The organism is Luteimonas mephitis DSM 12574 (genome assembly GCF_000422305.1).
Taxonomy (GTDB): domain Bacteria; phylum Pseudomonadota; class Gammaproteobacteria; order Xanthomonadales; family Xanthomonadaceae; genus Luteimonas; species Luteimonas mephitis.
Genome location: NZ_KE383816.1, coordinates 590561 through 605470, shown reverse-complemented (window position 1 = coordinate 605470; position 14910 = coordinate 590561). Strand labels below are relative to the sequence as shown.

12 protein-coding genes are annotated in these 14910 nt (G+C 70.7%); 6 read left to right on the top strand and 6 right to left on the bottom strand.

What is annotated here, in order from left to right; genetic code table 11:
* Together H570_RS17550 and H570_RS0112800 are read left to right on the top strand one after the other, a co-directional pair.
* A complete protein-coding gene (locus H570_RS17550; RefSeq protein ID WP_051176421.1) occupies positions 1-429 on the top strand; it encodes a VanZ family protein in 429 nt (142 codons plus the stop codon).
* An 18-nt stretch (positions 430-447) separates the two neighbouring features.
* Positions 448-1461 (top strand): aminoglycoside phosphotransferase family protein, encoded by a 1014-nt coding sequence (locus tag H570_RS0112800; RefSeq protein WP_027081083.1) that lies wholly within the window; start codon positions 448-450, stop codon positions 1459-1461.
* A gap of 1 nt (position 1462) precedes the next feature.
* Here H570_RS0112800 and H570_RS0112795 read toward each other — a convergent pair whose 3' ends face one another.
* Both H570_RS0112795 and H570_RS0112790 read right to left on the bottom strand, forming a co-directional pair.
* Entirely contained in the window at positions 1463-2689 is a 1227-nt protein-coding gene (locus H570_RS0112795) for a multifunctional CCA addition/repair protein (RefSeq protein ID WP_027081082.1), read from the bottom strand.
* Positions 2690-2742: 53 nt separating this feature from the next.
* A complete protein-coding gene (locus H570_RS0112790; protein WP_036136086.1) occupies positions 2743-4704 on the bottom strand; it encodes a lytic transglycosylase domain-containing protein in 1962 nt (653 codons plus the stop codon).
* Between the two features lie 435 nt (positions 4705-5139).
* On the opposite strand from H570_RS0112790, the gene H570_RS0112785 reads away from it, so the two are divergent.
* Positions 5140-5931 (top strand): sulfite exporter TauE/SafE family protein, encoded by a 792-nt coding sequence (locus H570_RS0112785; RefSeq protein ID WP_027081080.1) that lies wholly within the window; start codon positions 5140-5142, stop codon positions 5929-5931.
* Between the two features lie 107 nt (positions 5932-6038).
* Positions 6039-8930, top strand: coding sequence for a TonB-dependent receptor plug domain-containing protein (locus H570_RS0112780; protein WP_027081079.1), 2892 nt, complete (start codon positions 6039-6041; stop codon positions 8928-8930).
* Positions 8931-9050: 120 nt separating this feature from the next.
* Here H570_RS0112780 and H570_RS0112775 read toward each other — a convergent pair whose 3' ends face one another.
* The 4 genes from H570_RS0112775 to H570_RS0112760 form a co-directional block, all read right to left on the bottom strand.
* Entirely contained in the window at positions 9051-9812 is a 762-nt protein-coding gene (locus H570_RS0112775; RefSeq protein WP_036136084.1) for an endonuclease/exonuclease/phosphatase family protein, read from the bottom strand.
* A 20-nt stretch (positions 9813-9832) separates the two neighbouring features.
* Complete coding sequence (locus H570_RS0112770) at positions 9833-10675, bottom strand: thiol:disulfide interchange protein DsbA/DsbL (protein WP_027081077.1); 843 nt, start codon at positions 10673-10675, stop codon at positions 9833-9835.
* Positions 10676-10712: 37 nt separating this feature from the next.
* A complete protein-coding gene (locus tag H570_RS0112765; RefSeq protein WP_027081076.1) occupies positions 10713-11363 on the bottom strand; it encodes a thiol:disulfide interchange protein DsbA/DsbL in 651 nt (216 codons plus the stop codon).
* A gap of 175 nt (positions 11364-11538) precedes the next feature.
* Entirely contained in the window at positions 11539-12429 is an 891-nt protein-coding gene (locus H570_RS0112760; RefSeq protein ID WP_027081075.1) for a c-type cytochrome, read from the bottom strand.
* Positions 12430-12641: 212 nt separating this feature from the next.
* On the opposite strand from H570_RS0112760, the gene yihA reads away from it, so the two are divergent.
* Both yihA and H570_RS0112750 read left to right on the top strand, forming a co-directional pair.
* Entirely contained in the window at positions 12642-13277 is a 636-nt protein-coding gene (gene yihA, locus H570_RS0112755; protein WP_027081074.1) for a ribosome biogenesis GTP-binding protein YihA/YsxC, read from the top strand.
* A gap of 254 nt (positions 13278-13531) precedes the next feature.
* The gene (locus H570_RS0112750) at positions 13532-14896 is read left to right on the top strand and encodes a glutamate--cysteine ligase (RefSeq protein WP_027081073.1); all 1365 of its coding nucleotides are present in this window, start codon (positions 13532-13534) and stop codon (positions 14894-14896) included.
* The last annotated feature ends 14 nt before the right edge of the window (positions 14897-14910 follow it).

Genomic DNA, 14910 nt, shown 5'->3' with positions numbered 1-14910 from the left:
ATGCGCGGACTCAAGCCGTTGCGGCATCCGCGCGCGTGGCTGGCGCTGTGGTGGCTGGCGGTGCTGGTGGTGCTCGCGGTCTGCCTGGTGCCGGCACCCGACCTGCCGTCGATGCCGCACGGTGTCGACAAGCTCGAACACTTCCTCGCCTTCTTCCTGCTCGCCGCCAGCGCGGTGCAGCTCTATCGCGGCCGCGCCGTGCTGTGGTGCGTCGCACTCGGCCTGGTGGGGCTGGGCGTGGTGATCGAACTGGCGCAATACGCGTTCACCGCGACCCGCTCGATGGACCCGCGCGACGTGCTGGCCGACACGCTGGGCGTGGCCGCCGGGTTTGCGATCGCGCTGACGCCGCTGCGCGACCTGCTGCTGCGCATCGATGGCGGGCGCAGCCGCGACATCCGTCCGCCGCCGCCGGCACAATCCCCGTAGCCCAGCCATGAGCGCCCGATGACACCAGCCACGACACCCGCCAGCGATTCTCCCGAGCCCGCTGATCCCCGCGCCGCCGCGCGCCTCGACTGGGCGCGTCGCGTGTCCGCCGGCCCGGTCGAAGACCTGCATCGCGCGTCCGCCGATGCGGGCTTCCGCAGCTACTGGCGCGGCGTTGCGGAGGGCATCGTGATGGACTCGCCGCCGGCGCTGGAGGACGTGCGCCCATGGCTGGAGATGCATGCCGTGCTCGAAGCCGGCGGAGTGCGCGTGCCGCGGATCCTCGCGCGCGATGCGGCGGCGGGATTCCTGCTGCTCGAAGACCTCGGCCCGTCCACCTGCCTGCAGGTGGCCGACGCCGGCAACGTCGACGCGATGGTCGATGCCGCCATCGGCCAGTTGCTGCGCCTGCAGGCCATCACCTGCCCGCCGGAACTGCCGGCCTACGACCGCGCGCTGCTGCAGCGGGAGCTGCGCCTGTTCGACGACTGGTTCCTGCAGCGCCACCTGGGCGTCGCCCTGGATGCCGGCGAGCGCGAGGCGCTGGCGGGCGTCGAGTCGCTGCTGGTCGAAGCGGCGCTGGCCCAGCCGCAGGTGCTGGTGCACCGCGACTTCATGCTGCGCAACCTGATGCCGGTGGCCGACGGGCCGGCGGTGCTCGATTTCCAGGACGCGGTGCGCGGGCCGATCGCCTATGACGTGCTGAGCCTGTGCAAGGACGCGTTCGCCAGCTGGCCCGGGGAGCAGGTCGAACGCTGGCGCGCGCACTACCGCGAACGCGCCGCCGCGGCCGGATTGCCGGTGCCCGACGCCGTGCGCTTCGCCCGTGACTTCGACCTCATCGGCGTGCAGCGCCATCTCAAGGTGCTGGGCATTTTCGCGCGGCTGCGGCACCGCGATGGCAAGCCGCGCTACCTCGCCGATGCGCCGCGCTTCATCGGCTATCTGGACGAGGTGCTGCCGCGTTACCCGGAACTGTCGCCGCTGCGCGCGCTGGTCGACCGCCACGCGCGCGACCTGCCGACCGGCTGAGTCAGGCGCTCGCGCGCGCCCGGGCGATGGCGGCGATTCGCGCCTTGCGCATCGCTTCGCCGATCTGCAGGCCGGTCAGGCCGTCGCTGGCGATGTCGCGGGTGCTGACGGCCATCGCCGCTGCGTGCAGGCGCAGCAGTTCGGCGCGCTGCGGATAGGGTGCGTCCTGCAGGCCGGCGCGGCCGCGCTTGTCGGCTTCGCAGGCGATCGCGAGCGCGGCGACGCGGTCGGGCTTGCGGAAGGCATCGCAGCGGGCGAACAGGTCGTGCACGCTGGCGTCGCGCAGCTCCAGCAGGCGGTGCACGTTGAGGTGTTCGCGGCAGGCCATCAGCGCCAGTTCGCGGTGCGCGGTCGGTACCTTCAGGCGCTCGCACAGCACACGCAGCGGGGCGAGGCCGCGCTGTTCGTGCATGACGTGGCGCGGCAGTTCGTCTTCCGGCGTGAGCGCCTTGCCGAGGTCGTGGGTGAGCGCGGCGAAGCCGATCGCCGTGTCGCCGGGTGCGAGCCGCGCGGCCATGTCGCAGACCAGTTCGACGTGGACACCGGTGTCGACTTCCGGATGGTATTCGGCGCGCTGCGGCACGCCGTACAGCGCCTCGACTTCCGGCAGCACCGCGACCAGCGCGCCGCAGTCGTGCAGGGTGCGGATGAAGGCCGACGGCTGCTTCGATGCGAGCGCTTTCGACAGTTCCTGCCACACGCGCTCGGGCACCAGCGCATCGAGTTCGCCGGAGGCCGACATCTCGCGCATCAGCGCCATCGTCTCCGGCGCGACGGTGAAACCCAGCGCCGCGAAGCGCGCCATGAAGCGCGCCGCGCGCAGCACCCGCAGCGGATCCTCGACAAACGCAGCGCCAACGTGGCGCAGCACGCGCGCCTCGATGTCGCGCGCGCCGTTGAACGGATCGACCAGCGCGCCGTCCTCGCCTTCGGCGATCGCGTTGATGGTGAAGTCGCGGCGACCGAGGTCTTCCTCCAGCGTCACCGACGGATCGCTGTCGACGACGAAGCCGCGATAACCACGCCCGGACTTGCGCTCGGTACGCGCCAGCGCGTACTCCTCGTTTGTTTCCGGATGCAGGAACACCGGGAAGTCGCGGCCCACCGGCCTGAATCCGGCGGCGAGCATCGCTTCGGGCGTCTGGCCGACGACGACGTGGTCGCGATCGCCGGGCTCGAGGCCCAGCAACCGGTCGCGCACCGCACCGCCGACGAGATAGATGTCCATGAACGGGATGATGCCTGATTCTTGCCCTTCTCCCTTGGAGAAGGGAGCGTGCATCAGCCCTTCGGCGCCGCCGCCAGCGGGCACGCGAACTTCTTCCGCGCGCCGCCGCTCTGCCCGCGCAGGCGCTGGCTCACCGGCAGCGCGTCGCCGTTCAAGCGCCAGTCGTAGATCACGCTGAAGGCGAGCACGCGGGCGACGTAGTCGCGGGTTTCCTTGTAGCTGATGGTCTCGATCCAGAAATCCGGATCCATCGCCGGGCGCTGCGACTGCCAGCGCGCCACCGGCGTCGGGCCGGCGTTGTAGGCGGCGATGGCGTAGTAGGTCTGGCCGTACTTGTCTTCCATCTGCCGCAGGTAGGCGCTGCCGATGGCGATGTTGGTGTCGGAGTCGTACAGGCTGGCGGCGCCCGCGTAGGGGATGCCGTTGCGCCTGGCGACCGCGGCGCCGGTCGACGGCAGCACCTGCATCAGGCCCATCGCGTTGGCCGACGAGCGCGCGCGCGGGTTGAAGATGCTTTCGGCGCGGATCTCGGCGGCGATCCAGGCCGGGTCGAGCCGGTGCTTCGCGGCCTCGCGGCGGATGGTGTCGCCGTGGTGCAGCGGGAAGCGCAGCTTGTACAGGCGCTTCTCCTCCGGGTACTTGGCGGTCTCCAGGCCGAACACGCCGCGGTCGAACCAGCCGTTGTCCTGCGCCACCTCGATCGCCAGCCGGCGCTGCCTGTCGTCGAAGCGCGATACAGCGTCGTTCCATTCGCGCTGCGCCCAGCCGACGCGGTCGATGCGCTGCAGTGCGATCGCGCGCACCAGCGCGGGGTCGCGCGCGACCGGCGCCTTGGCGGCGGCATCGTCGTTGGCGATCCAGGGACACAGTGCATAGGGCTCGTCGAGCCGGTCGGCGGCGAGGAAGCCGTGGAAATCCGATTCGCGCGCGGCGGCGCGGTACAGCGCCTGCGCGCCGGCCTTGTCGCCGGTGAGCTCCGACAGGCGCGCGGCGAAGTAGGTCCAGCGTGACTCGCCGCGCTGCGTTTCGCCCATCGCCTTGATCGCGGCCAGCGCGGCGCGCCAGTCCGAACGCGACAGCGCCTCGCGCGCCTGCCATTCGCGCAGGCGTTCGTCGTACGCCGACGCCGGCACCGCGGCGAGGCGGCGCGCGGATTCGGGTTCGTAGGACGCGGCCGTCCACAGCGCGATCTGGTACAGCACGCGGCCGCGGTCTTGTTCGGTGAAGCCCAGCGCGCTGGCGAAGCGCGGCAGCGCGTTCTCCGCGGCGACCGGGGTGGACTTGGCGAGCTTGGCCAGGCCGTGCGAGGCGACCAGGCGGCTGCGCGGCGTCTTCGGCCAGGCCAGCGCGCGGTCGTTGACGGCGTCGAAGAACGCCGCGTAGTCGTTGGCCTGCGCGAACTGGTCGGCGGGCAGGCCGCGAGCGGCGGCGCGCATCACCGCCGGCTGCCATTCGGCAGCGGCTTTCTCGATCCGCTCCCAGCGCAGCTCCGGCGGCAGTCCGCCCTTGCCCGCGAGGACCGCGAACGGCGCATCGCAGCCGTCGGGCAGCGACTTGCCGCTGCTGCGCCAGAGGTCCTGCGCGTCCTTCGTCCACTGCGCGTCGGCGCCGCCGGTGGCCTGGCGCGCGTCGAGCTCGGCGCAGCGCAGGGCGGTGTCCTTGATCGCCGGCGACCACGCGGTGCGGAACGCCGGCCAGTCCTTGCGCCGCGCGAGCGCGGCCAGCCAGATCGAGCGGAAGGCCTCGGCGACGGCCTGGCCCTTGTAGCGCGACAGGAAGGATTGCGCCTGGTCGGACGGCAGGGTGTCGATGTCGCGACGCAGGGCGGCGTACTCGAGCCAGCCGTACAGCGGATCGTTGGCGAAGCGCGCGGCGTCGACGGGCTGGCCGCGCTCGGCAGCGCTGATCGCATCGGCGATCGGGCTGGTTGCGGAGGAGGATTGCGCCTGCGCCGCGCCGATGGCGAGCAGGCAGGAGAACGCGCAGAGCAGGGTGCGGAGGCTGGAATTGGGCATCGCCGGACTATAGCGAACGCCGGGTGAACGAAGATTCGCGGATGAGCGCGGGCTGCCGGGAGCGTCATGCGGGGCGCGTACGCGCGACATGCGGCAGGTGACCCGCGACGCATCGGCCGGGCGCGATGGCCGACCTCGCCGCCGACGCCGGGAACTTGCCGTCGTGCGCGCGCAGGCGGATTGCCCGGGTGATCCAATCCCGGTTGTGTGCGGCGCAAGCGAACGCTTCACCGTGGTTCTTCGCATGACGCGGTACGCCCGATCGCCACGCCCGATGGCCGTGCGCAAGATCCCCGGTTCACGCCTTCGCTGAGGTTTACGCCTTCGCGGGCATGACGCCGCCGGGGCATGCGCACCTGCAGCGGGTAACCTTCACCGCTTCCGGGCATTGCTTCGCCACGCGCCCGCCCGACACCACGCAACCGGCAACGCCACATGCTCGACGAATTCTGGATCTTCCCCGTGCTCGGCGTGGTCGCCGGACTGCTGGCCGGACTGCTCGGCGTGGGCGGGGGACTGGTCCTGGTCGCGGCGCTGGTGTGGCTGCTGCCGCTGCACGGGATCAGCCACGATGCGGCGATGCATGCGGCGCTGGCCAGTTCGATGGCCAGCATCGTGCTCACCGCGGCGTCGTCCGCGTACGCGCACCATCGCCGCGGCGGCGTGCTGTGGCCGACGGTGGCGTGGATGGCGCCGGGCCTGGTGGCGGGCGGCTGGCTCGGCAGCCTGGTGGCGGTGGCGCTCGACGGCGCGGTGTTGAAGTGGGGCGTGATCGGCTACTGCCTGCTCGCCGCGGCGCAGATGGCGTTCGGCCGGGCGCGCAGCGGCGGCGGCGGCGTGGTGCCGGCCGGGCCGTGGATGAGCGCGGCCGGCGCGGGCATCGGCGCGGTCTCGGCGGTGGTCGGGATCGGCGGCGGCAGCATGACCGTGCCGCTGCTGGTCTGGCGCGGGGTGGCGGCGGTGCGCGCGGTGGGCACGTCGTCGGCCTGCGGGGTGGTGATCGGGGTCGCCAGCGCCACCGGGTACGCCTTCAACGCGCCGGCCGGGGCGCTGCCGCAGCATGCGGTGGGCTACGTCTACCTGCCGGCGGCGATCGGGGTGGCGGCGGCCTCTGTGCTGGCCGCGCCGCTGGGCTCGAAGCTCGCCCACGCGATCGGCGGACCGGCGCTGAAGCGGGTGTTCGCGGTGTTCCTGGTGGTGGTGGCGGGCAGCCTGCTGCTGCAGTAGCCCGAAACGTGCGGCCGGCATTTGTGCGGCGGCGGCGAATTCGTTACAAACGCGTTACCGCCGCGGATAGGGGGCCGGCGGGTCCATCACTCTTGGGAGAGAGATCGATGACACGCCTGCCCATTGCACGACTGGCCCTGGCCATCCAGGCATCGCTGTTGCTGTCGTTATCCGGCATTGCCGCCGCGCAGGACGCTCCTGCCGCCGCCGACCGGGCCAAGACCCTCGACACGGTCACCGTGACCGGCACCCGCATCAAGAAGGCCGAAATGGAAGGCCAGGTGCCGGTGCAGGTGCTGACCCGCGAGGACATCGACCGCAGCGGCTTCACCTCGGTCGCCGACATCGTCCAGAACCTCACCGCCAGCGGCGCGGCGCTCAACACCAAGTTCAACTCGAGCGGCAACTTCGGCTTCCCGCCCGACGGCGGCGGCGTCGGTGCCGGCGCGGCGACGGTCGACCTGCGGCACCTGGGCGCCAAGCGCGTGCTGGTGCTGGTCGACGGCGTGCGCTGGGTCAATGAATCCTCGGCCTCGGGCGTGGGTTCGTCGGTCGACCTCAACACGATCCCGCTGTCGATCATCGAGCGCATCGAAGTGCTGGAGGACGGCGCTTCGTCGATCTACGGCTCCGACGCGATCGCCGGCGTGGTCAACATCATCACCCGCCGCAGCATCGACGGCGTCAAGCTCGACTTCAACTACGGCGACTTCAACGACCTCAAGGGCGGCGAGACCTGGGGCGCCGACCTGGGCTGGGGCGGCAGCACCGACCGGATGCAGTGGTTCCTCGGCGCGTCGTACTACAAGCAGAAGCAGATCGTGTCGTCCGAATACGGCCCGGCGAGCGTGCCGGTGCCGGGCACGGGATTGTCCAACGGCAGTTCGGCGACGCCGCAGGGGCGCTTCGTGTTCCAGGATCCCAATACCGGGCAGGTCTACAGCATCACGCCCGATACCGGTGTTGCTGATCCGACCTACACCAGCGGCCAGCCTGATTGCCCGACCACGCGCAGCGACGACTTCCACTGCTTCACCACGGCGGACCGCTTCAACTTCGCGCCCTACAACCTGCTGCTGACGCCGTCCGAGCGCAAGAGCGTGTTCGGCCAGGTGCGCTTCGACTTCACCCCGACCTTCAGCGGCCACGCCAAGCTGCTGTACAACCAGCGCGAGTCGGCCAACCAGGCCGCGCCCGAGCCGATCTTCCTGGGCACCGACGCCGGCGTGTACAACGATTACGCGGAAAAGACGCTGGTGATCTCGGCGCTCAATCCGTACAACCCGTTCGGCTTCGACCTGACCACGGTCGGCCCCGACGCCAACCTGTTCCTGCTCGGCCGCCGCCCGGTCGAGGGTGGGCCGCGCCGCTACCAGCAGGAGGTCAGGACCTGGTACGCATCGGCGGGCCTGGAGGGCACGTTCGATGTCGCCACGCGGCCGTGGAGCTGGGACGTCGACGTCGCCTTCAGCCGCAGCCGCGCCGAGCAGGTCAACACCGGCAGCTACAACATCCGCCGCATCAACGAGGCGCTCGGCGACCCGGCCGCGTGCGCGGCGATCGCCGGCTGCGTGCCGCTGAACCTGTTCGGCGGCGAAGGCACGATCACGCCCGGGATGCTGGCCTTCATCCAGCCGATCGTGCGCGACCGCAGCGAGAACAAGCTGTCGCTGCTCACCGCCAACCTCACCGGCGACCTGTTCGAGATGTGGGCAGGCCCGCTGTCGTTTGCCGCCGGCTACGAGTACCGCAAGTACGAGGGCAGCTACACGCCGGACCCGATCACCATCGCCGGCGAGTACAACGGCGTGCCGTCGGGCGCGACCTCGGGCGACTACGACGTCAACGAGATGTACGTCGAGTTCAACGTGCCGCTGATGCGCGACGGCTGGTTCGGCAAGAGCCTGGACCTGAGCGTGGCCGAGCGTTATTCCGACTACTCGACCTTTGGCGGCGAGAGCACCGGCAAGCTCGGCCTGCGCTGGCAGGTGGCCGACGAGCTGCTGCTGCGCGGGTCGTTCGCGCAGGGGTTCCGCGCGCCGTCGATCGGCGAGCTGTACGGGACGCTGGCGCGGTTCGACGCCACCCTCACCGATCCGTGCAACAACGAAGCCTCGACCACGCCGCAGTGCGTCGCCGAAGGCGTGCCGGCCGGCTACGAGCAGTCCAACCCGCAGATTTCGGTGGTGACGTCGGGCAACGCCGACCTGCAGCCCGAGACCAGCCGCAGCCTGATGCTGGGCGGCGTCTGGAGCCCGTCGTTCGCCTCCGGCGTCGCGTGGTCGGACCGGCTCGACATCGGCCTGACGTTCTACCGGCACACGATCGAGGACGCGATCCAGGCGCGCGACGCGCAGACGATCCTCGAGCGCTGCATCAGCTCGCGTGACCCGGAGTCCTGCAGCTTCTACGACCGCAACCCGGTCAGCGGCCAGATCATCCGGTTCGACGACATCCTCGACAACCTCGGCACGATCAAGACCGACGGCTGGGATCTCAACGTCGGCTGGAGCCTGCCCGAACAGGACTGGGGCCGCCTGCGCTTCGACTGGAAGAACACCTGGGTCGGGCGCTACGAGCTGGTCAACGAGTCCGGGCAGGCGGAGCCGCGGCGCCCGGGCCGGGAGCTCAACAACAGCGCGATCCCGGAGTGGACCTCGACCCTGGTCACCGACTGGATGCGCGGCCCGTGGACGGTGGCGTGGACGGTGCGCCACATCGATGCGCTGACCGAGTCGTGCGCGGGTGCCAACGGCTTCGACATCTGCGATGACAGCGCCAACGACATCAACCGCCTGCCGGCCACGACGTACCACGACCTGCAGGTGTCGTGGCAGACCACCGCGTGGATGAAGGGGCTGCGGATCAGCGCGGGCGTCAACAACCTGACCGGCAAGGATCCGCCGATCTGCCTGAGCTGCACGCTCAACGGCTACGACGCGTCGACCTACGACCTGCCGGGCCGCTTCTGGTACGCGCGCGTGGGCCTGGATTTCTGATCGCAGGAAGGCCCTCTCCCGCTTGCGGGAGGGGGCTGCAAATCCAGGACGCCCGGGATGATCCGCTTTCGCCCGTCATTCGTGCCTGCGTGGGAATGACGGCTGCCGCTCGGGCCTTGCCTAGCGCCTGAGTGCCTGCTCCGGCACGTCGAGTTCCAGCGACAGCGCCAGGTGGTCGGATGCTGCCGCCGGCATTGCGCGCATCGCACGGCAGCCCAGGTCGCCGGTGACCAGGATGTGGTCGATCGCCCGCTGAGGTTTCCAGCTCGGGAAGGTATGCACCGCGCACGCAGGCGGTTGCAGCCGGGTGTGCTTGTACAGCACCTCCATCTCCGGCCGGTCCGAGGTGCAGTTGAAATCGCCCATCAGCACCGCGTGCGGATGGTCGGAGAGCAGTTCGGCGATGAACGACAGCTGCGCCAGCCGCGACTGCGCGCCCAGCGACAGGTGCGCCACGGCGATCGTCAGCCCGTCATCGCCTTCGCCGAATCGCGCCAGCAGCACGCCGCGACCGGAGATGCGGCCGGGCAGGGTGTGGTCGACCACCTCCAGTGGTTCAAGCTTGCTGAGCAGGCCGTTGGCGCTGGAGGCGACGCTGCCGACGCGGCGGTTGGGCTGGTGGCTCCAGTAATCGAAGCCACCGCGCTCGGCGAGGTAGTGGGTCTGGTTGGTGAAGCCCGAACGCCAGCTTCCCGGATCGCTTTCCTGCAGGCCGACGATGTCGTGGCCGCCGGCCAGCTCGGCGATCGCGTCAAGCGAGCCGCGCTTGTTGCCCGCCGGCAGCACGTGCGACCAGCTGCGCATCGCATAGTCGCTGTAGCGCCGGGTGCTGGATCCGGCCTGGATGTTGGCGCTGAGCAGCTTGAGCTTGCGGTGCGGCATCTTGCTTTCGACCTGTGGCGTTACTGCCCGGCCGCGCGCTCCTTCGCGATCAGCTGGTCGGCGTTGTCCAGCATGTTCTGGTAGCTGCTGCCCTTGACCAGGTACTTGCCGTCGATGACCAGCGACGGCGTGCCGCCGATCTGGCTGCGCATCGCGAACTGCTTGGCGCGGCTGACCTTGGCGTTGATGGCGAAGCTGGACATGGTGCTGGCGAACTGCTTCGGGTCGGCGCCGTGCTTGCCGTAGAACGCGGCGATGTCCTGCACCGAGTCGCGGCCGCGCTCGCCCTTCAGGGTCTGGTCGAGGTGGATCGCCTGGTACAGCGCGTCGTGGGTCTTGTCGACCAGGCCCATCGACTCGGCGGCATAGAAGGCGCGCGCGTAGTCGTCCCAGGTGCCACCGAAGATCGCCGGCACGTAGGTGAAGCGTACGTCGGCCGGGAGCTTGGCCTTCCACGACCGCACCAGCGGCTGGAAGTTGGCGCAGGCCGGGCAGACGTAGCCGAAGACCTCGACGACCTCGACCTTGCCGTTGCGCGGCTCGAACGGCTGGCCGTTGGGGATCTCGACGTAGTCGCGGCCTTCGACCAGCATCGCGCCGGCGTTGGGGTCGATCGGCGGTGCCGGCGGCGGGGCCGGCGCATCGGTGGCGGCCTCGGCGGCGTCACCGGCTGCGGCAGGCGTACCGGCGTCGGCACCGGCGTCGGCGTCCGCCACGGGGGCCGTTGCGTCGCTAGCGGCCTCGGCGGCCGGCGCATCGGCAGCCGGCGCCTGCGCGGCGGCGTCGACGGGGGCGGGTTCCTGGCGCGAGCAGGCCATCAGTGGCAGCAGCAGCAGGGAGAGGAGGGCAAGGCGCTGGTTCATGGTCGGGTCTCGCTTGGCAATCGGGAAAGGGGTGCGGTCAGGGCCGCTTGCGCGCCGCGCGTTCCATCGCGACCAGCTGGCCGGCAATGCGCAGCGCCTGTTCGTGGCTGGCGGCCTGCACGCGGTACTTGCCGTCGACCACCAGGGTCGGGGTGCCGCGCAGCCCGCTGGCGATCGCGAACTGGCGCGCGCGCTGCATCATCGCATCCACCGCCGGGCTGGCCATCGCGGCCTTGAACTTTGCCGTATCGATGCCTTCGCCCGCGGCAAAGGCGGCCAGCTCGTCGGCGCTGGCGTGGCTCATCGGCACCGTCTGCGCGGCGTGGATCGCGCGGAACAGCGGTGCGTGGAGCTTGTCGAGCACGCCGAGCTGCTGCGCCGCGAAGCAGGCGCGGGCGTAGTTGTCGCCGGGGCTGAAGGCGGCCGGCACCTGGCTCACGCGCACGTCGGCCGGCTGCTTCCGCTTCCAGGTGTCGAGCTGCGGCTGGAATTCGGCGCAGTGGTGGCAGGTGTAGGCAAAAATCTCGGCGACCTCGATCCGGTCGTCCGCCGACGACCAGCGCTGGCCATCGGGGATGACGACGTAGTCCTGGCCCTCCACCGGCCCGGAAGCCGGCTGCGCGCAGGCGATCAGCGGCAGCAGCAGGCACTGGAGCACGAGCAGCAGCAGGACGTGGTGTCGGGGCATGTGGCGTCGATGGGCGGGCGGCTGGGTCATGGCGATCTGGGAGCGGGAGGGCTGGAAGGCAAGCGGCCGGGCAATGCGGGTGGCGAGGGCAAAAAAACGCCGGCTCAGAAAAGTCTGGCCGGCGATCTGATTCAAGGGCTGTGACCGTCCGACCGCGGGTCGGGCAGGAAGTTCATCAGCCCTGCTCGGGCTGCGCGGCCTGTTCAGCTTCGGGCGCCGGGGCGGCTTCCGCCGGGGCGGGCGCCGGTGCCGGGGCGGCGGCCGGGGCCGGCTGCACCTTGGCCATCGCGGCCTGGGTCGCCGCGTCCGGGCGCTCGTGCAGGCCCTGCAGGTAGCTGCCCAGCGAGCCGATTTCCTCGTCGGTCAGCGATTTGGCGACCGCGGCCATCATGTTGAACAGGTGCGGATCGGTTTCGCTGGTGGTGCCGGCGCGGTACTCCTGCAGGCGCTGGACCACGTAGTCGGCCTGCTGGCCACCGATGTGCGGATAGGCCGGGCCGGGGTTGCCGGCGCCCGCGGGGCCGTGGCACGCCATGCAGGCCGGGATCCCGCGCGCGATGTCGCCGCTGCGGAACAGCTTCTGGCCGACCTGGTAGAACTTCATGCCCTGGTTCGGGCCGGATGCGATCACGGTGTCGTCGGCGATGCCGGCACCCGCCTTCTGGGTGGCGAAGTAGGCGCCGATGTCGCGCATGTCCTGGGCGCTGAGCGCGGTGGCGAACGGCACCATCACCGCGGCCATGCCGGTGTGGCGTTCGCCGCTCTTGAACAGCGCCAGCTGGTGCGAGATGTAGCGCTCGCTCTGCCCGGCCAGGCGCGGATACGACGGGATGGGCGGGTTGCCGTCGAGGCCGTGGCAGGCGGCGCAGGCGCCGGCCTTGGTGGCACCGGCCTGCGGGTCGCCCCAGTTGGCCTTGGCCAGCTCGGCGACCGCGGACGTGTCGAGCGAGGTCGTTTCGACCGGCGCGTTGTCGGGCAGCGGCGTCACGGTGGTCTGGGCGAAGGCGGCCGCGGCCACCGCGAGGGCGGCGAGGCCGGCAAAACCATAGGCACGGGCGTGGCGCATGAGCTGGGCTCCGGATTCCATGAAAACGCGCAGGCCCCCGGCCGGCGCGGCACTGCGGGGGCGAATCGCGCCCGCTTGAACCCGGAATTATCGTCGCGCGCCGCAAGTCCGGTCAAACCGTGCGCGGCGCCTGCGGGTCCGCGTTGCCATCGACGGCGCGGCAGCGTCGGCCCCGCGCCGCCCGGCCCGCGGCCGTGTGCGATCCTAGCGGCATGTCCAATCCGCTCGCCCGCGCGCGCTACCTGCTCGCCGCCCACACCCCGCGCCAGCTGCCGCCCGACGGCGGCTTCGAGGTCGCGTTCGCCGGCCGCTCCAACGCCGGCAAGTCCAGCGCCCTCAACGCCCTGTGCCAGCAGAACGCGCTGGCCCGCGTTTCCAAGACCCCCGGCCGCACCCAGCAGCTGGTGTTCTTCGACGTCACCGCCGGCAGCGGCGGCGCGGCCGACGTCGCGCCCGAAGAGGCCCGCTACCTGGTCGACCTGCCCGGTTATGGCTACGCCAAGGTCCCGCAGGACCTGCAGGCGCACTGGCAGGCCTTCCTCGATGGCTACTTCGGCAGCCGCATGGCGCTGCGCGGACTGGTGGTGGTGATGGACATCCGCCATCCGCTCAAGGATTACGACCGGCAGATGCTTGGTTACGCCGTGCAGCGCGGCCTGCCGGCGCATGCGCTGCTGACCAAGGCCGACAAGCTCGGCCGCGGCGCCGCCGGCAACACCCTGCAGGCGGTGCGGCGCGAGCTGTCGGGCGCGTACGGCGACACAGTCAGCGTGCAGACGTTCTCGGGCGAGTCGAAGCAGGGCGTCGAGGAGGCGCGCGGGGTCGTGGGGCGCTGGCTGGCGCTCTAGGGGCGATTCCTTCGAAGGCAAAGCCCGGACTCCCGCCCGCGTGGGCGTGGTGCGAACGCAGCGAGTTGCCTCTGCTTTCAACATCGAAAGCGTTTCGCGCCTTGACGGCGCGAGCGCCCATGCCCCGATTGTTGCGCGCAACGGGCCTGCTCCATCCCACGCATGGCAACACCGGGCCATGAGCGGGCCGCTATAGTGCCGGCACGGCGCCCGCACCCCGGGCATCGACCGCCTTTCCCCCCGAACGGGTGCGCATGTCCAGCCCAAGCCACGCCAGCGCGACGCCGATCACCGGCCGCGACCAGCTCGTCGACTACATTGCCTCCGGCGAGAAGCCGAAGGCCGACTGGCGCATCGGCACCGAGCACGAGAAGTTCGGCTTCCGCCTCGACGACCTGCGTCCGCCGGAGTTCGACGGCGAGCGCGGCATAGAGTCGCTGCTGCGGGGGCTGACGCGCTTCGGCTGGGAGCGGGTCGACGAGAACGGCCGCACCATCGCGCTGCTGCGCGACGGCGCCTCGGTCACGCTTGAGCCTGCCGGCCAGCTGGAGCTGTCGGGCGCGCCGCTGGAAAACATCCACCAGACCTGCAGCGAGGTCGACGGCCACCTGCGCGAGGTCAAGACCGTGGCCGACGAGCGCGGCCTCGGATTCCTCGGCATGGGCTTCCAGCCCAAGTGGCGGCGCCAGGACATGCCGTGGATGCCCAAGGGCCGCTACGCGATCATGCGTGCCTACATGCCGAAGGTCGGCGACCTCGGCCTCGACATGATGACCCGCACCTGCACGGTGCAGGTCAACCTCGATTTCGCCAGCGAAGCGGACATGGTGAAGAAGTTCCGCGTGTCGCTGGCGCTGCAGCCGGTCGCGACCGCGCTGTTCGCCGATTCGCCGTTCACCGAAGGCAGGCCCAACGGCTACCTCAGCTACCGCTCGCACATCTGGACCGACACCGACCCCGATCGCACCGGCATGCTCGACTTCGTGTTCGAGGACGGCTTCGGCTACGAACGCTACGTCGATTACCTGCTCGACGTGCCGATGTACTTCAGCTACCGCGACGGGACCTACCACGACGCCAGCGGGCAGAGCTTCCGCGACTTCATGCGCGGCAGGCTGCCCGTGCTGCCGGGCGCGCTGCCGACGCTGGTCGACTGGTCGGACCACATGACCACCGCCTTCCCCGAAGTGCGGATGAAGAAGTATCTGGAAATGCGCGGCGCCGACGGCGGCCCGTGGAACCGGCTGTGCGCGCTGCCGGCGTTCTGGGTCGGGCTGCTGTACGACGACGAGGCACTCGATGCGGCGTGGGACCTGGTGAAGGACTTCACCCTCGAAGAGCGCAATGCGCTGCGCGACGGCGTGCCGAAGCGGGCGTTGAAGCTGCCGTTCCGCGGCGCGACCGTGCGCGAACTGGCGCTGGAGGCGCTGAAGATTTCCGCCGCCGGCCTGCGCCGCCGCGCGCGGCTCAACGGCAATGGCGCCGACGAAAGCCTCTTCCTCGCGACCCTGGTCGAGGCCGCCGAAGCCAACGAGACCCCGGCCGAGCGCAAGCTGGCGCTGTTCCACGGCGAATGGAACGGCAGCGTGGATCCGGTGTTCCGCGAGTTCGCCTACTGATTGCCCGCGCCTGC

What these genes read in the sequence shown, in the direction of transcription:
- H570_RS17550 (WP_051176421.1), top strand. Translation starts at nt 1, where the DNA reads ATGCGCGGACTCAAGCCGTTGCGGCATCCGCGCGCGTGGCTGGCGCTG.
- H570_RS0112800 (WP_027081083.1), top strand. Translation starts at nt 448, where the DNA reads ATGACACCAGCCACGACACCCGCCAGCGATTCTCCCGAGCCCGCTGAT.
- H570_RS0112795 (WP_027081082.1), bottom strand. Translation starts at nt 2,689, where the DNA reads ATGGACATCTATCTCGTCGGCGGTGCGGTGCGCGACCGGTTGCTGGGC.
- H570_RS0112790 (WP_036136086.1), bottom strand. Translation starts at nt 4,704, where the DNA reads ATGCCCAATTCCAGCCTCCGCACCCTGCTCTGCGCGTTCTCCTGCCTG.
- H570_RS0112785 (WP_027081080.1), top strand. Translation starts at nt 5,140, where the DNA reads ATGCTCGACGAATTCTGGATCTTCCCCGTGCTCGGCGTGGTCGCCGGA.
- H570_RS0112780 (WP_027081079.1), top strand. Translation starts at nt 6,039, where the DNA reads ATGACACGCCTGCCCATTGCACGACTGGCCCTGGCCATCCAGGCATCG.
- H570_RS0112775 (WP_036136084.1), bottom strand. Translation starts at nt 9,812, where the DNA reads ATGCCGCACCGCAAGCTCAAGCTGCTCAGCGCCAACATCCAGGCCGGA.
- H570_RS0112770 (WP_027081077.1), bottom strand. Translation starts at nt 10,675, where the DNA reads ATGAACCAGCGCCTTGCCCTCCTCTCCCTGCTGCTGCTGCCACTGATG.
- H570_RS0112765 (WP_027081076.1), bottom strand. Translation starts at nt 11,363, where the DNA reads ATGCCCCGACACCACGTCCTGCTGCTGCTCGTGCTCCAGTGCCTGCTG.
- H570_RS0112760 (WP_027081075.1), bottom strand. Translation starts at nt 12,429, where the DNA reads ATGCGCCACGCCCGTGCCTATGGTTTTGCCGGCCTCGCCGCCCTCGCG.
- yihA (WP_027081074.1), top strand. Translation starts at nt 12,642, where the DNA reads ATGTCCAATCCGCTCGCCCGCGCGCGCTACCTGCTCGCCGCCCACACC.
- H570_RS0112750 (WP_027081073.1), top strand. Translation starts at nt 13,532, where the DNA reads ATGTCCAGCCCAAGCCACGCCAGCGCGACGCCGATCACCGGCCGCGAC.